This is a genomic window from Flavobacterium sp. (genome assembly GCF_043720215.1).
Taxonomy (GTDB): Bacteria; Bacteroidota; Bacteroidia; order Flavobacteriales; family Flavobacteriaceae; genus Flavobacterium.
In genome coordinates, this window is the sequence record NZ_JAYSSZ010000029.1 from 1 (window position 1) to 2,219 (window position 2,219).

Consider the following 2,219-nt stretch of genomic DNA (forward strand, 5'->3'; position numbering starts at 1 on the left):
ACTTTTTGATAGCCATTTTTTCGGCAGTCTTGATTTGTTGGTGTTTCCATAGGTACTAAAAGTGTTTAATTTTTAGTCAACCTATTTTAGGACGATACAGTACTTCTAATTGCGTACAACGTCTCGTGGCTTGGCGTCAGTTGGGGATTTGGTTAGCCTAAACTTTCAGTAAATCACTGACCACAAAAGTACAAAACAATGTGTAAATTCAAGACCAAAACCCCAATTTTTGCAAACCGCTGTTGTGTGATGTCGCAATTTACGGTTTGGTTTCTATTTGGTTTTCTGCGAAACTGTAACCCAAGATTTGTCAAATCCTAATGCTTTTAAAATTACATTTTTGTCTAATTTTTCGGGTTGTTTAATTTTTATTATTAAACATTTTTCAGGAACTTCTTCAACTATTGTAAATTGGGAACCGTGAGGTTGCCAAGTAAAACAATGTTCGTCAGTTTTTATGTTAGTTCCAGTTAAGTTTCCATTTTTATTCCATTCCCATTTATGTAGTTCGTGGTCGTATCGAATTGTATCAAATTCAAATACTACAACTTCTGATAAATCGTCTGATTTTAAAAGTACAACTGTTCGTAAATGTTTGAATTTTTCACGAATTGAAGAAACTCTTTCATTCCAAATTTCAAGTACAAGTTTACCAATTAATTTTGGATCTGCTTTTTGATCACTTCTTTCTCCAAATGAGTAATTTGGCGAATTTCTCCCAGAAATTAATCTAACTTTCTTTTGTTTTGATGGATTTTTTGCTTTTACGGTTTTTGCGCCCCAAGCGGTATTTCCCATTACAACATCATCTAAACCAACATTTGAAGGTTTCCAATCTGCTCCAATACAATTAGCAAAAATATTTTCCCATTCCGAACCTTCCAATTCAGGCTTACCTTTTGAAGCAAGCAAATAGATTATTTCTTTTCCCAACAAAAAAGGAAATTCTTTTGGAAATTCGTTTAGTGGAAATGCCGAAACAGATTTGTTAACTGTTCTTAATTTAGGTGATTGGTTATTCTCCATAACTTACTTCATAATCTCTTAATACTGAAGTCATATCCATAGAGTTTGCAACATAAGGCAAAAGTTTTAATATAACGGCTTTTACTAAATTTACTGGAACTGCATTACCTGCTTGTCTTTTTGCTTGTCCATCAGAAACTACAATTTTGTATTTATCTGGAAAACCTTGCAAACGAAACATTTCTCTTGGTGTTAATCTTCTTTCTCCGTTGACTAATAAATAATTGTGAGAAGCACCTGAACGCAATGCACAAGAATATGGATAAGAGCATATATTTCCAGATTTGTTTTCGTGCCAAATAGAAAGATTATATGCAGATTTATGTTTGTTTTTTCTTTTCTCTAAAATCATTTCAGATGCAAAATATTTTGCATCAACTTTTTTCTCAAGAATTTCTGTTAAAGGTTTAAATGGTCTAATTGGTGATGGAAAATTAAATAAAATAGGCTCTTTGTGTCCAACAATAATTATACGTTCCCTTTTTTGAGGCAGTCCAAAATCTAAAGCGTTTAATACTGCAAATCTAACACTGTAACCTAATTCTTTTTCAAGAACATTTACAATTGTTTTGAGAGTATTTCCGTTATCGTGTCCAAAAAGTTGTTTGACATTTTCTAAAACAAAAGCCTTTGGCTTTTTGTGTTTTAAAATTCTTGCAATGTCAAAAAACAATGTTCCACGAACATCATTAAATCCTTGCATTTTACCAATTATACTGAATGATTGGCAAGGAAAGCCAGCAAATAAAATATCGTGGTCTGGAATATCTTTTTCATCAATTTTTGTAATATCTCCAAATGGTCTTTCTCCAAAATTTGCTTCGTAACTATCTTGACAGAAACTATCTATATCAGATGAAAAGACACATTCTGGAATTACATCATTTTCAAGACACGCTTCATCCATTGCAGTTCTAAATCCACCTATTCCGCAAAAAAGGTCAATAAATTTTATCTTTTCCATTTACAATTTTTATTTATTTTCAAAAATAATATTTTGCTTTCTAATAAACTATTTTATTTGTGAAATTTTAAAAAGATGTTGATTATTTATGATTTTTTCAGCGATATCACACAACGTTCCCGCGCTACAAACAGTTTGGGACTAAATTAAGCTCTATTTTCGGATTTGCCAAATCTTCCAAATACAAACCAATTTTTCCATTAAGCCAAATGCCCAAATTGCTTGTAGC

Annotated in this window: 2 protein-coding genes; both read right to left on the reverse strand. The window is 31.7% G+C overall.

Annotated features, from left to right (window positions below; genetic code table 11):
- Positions 1-273: 273 nt before the first annotated feature.
- Complete coding sequence (locus ACHZC3_RS01215; protein ID WP_394758053.1) at positions 274-1,026, reverse strand: hypothetical protein; 753 nt, start codon at positions 1,024-1,026, stop codon at positions 274-276.
- Complete coding sequence (dcm, locus tag ACHZC3_RS01220) at positions 1,016-1,990, reverse strand: DNA (cytosine-5-)-methyltransferase (protein WP_394758054.1); 975 nt, start codon at positions 1,988-1,990, stop codon at positions 1,016-1,018. Before dcm ends, ACHZC3_RS01215 begins: the two co-directional genes overlap by 11 nt.
- Positions 1,991-2,219: the final 229 nt, after the last annotated feature.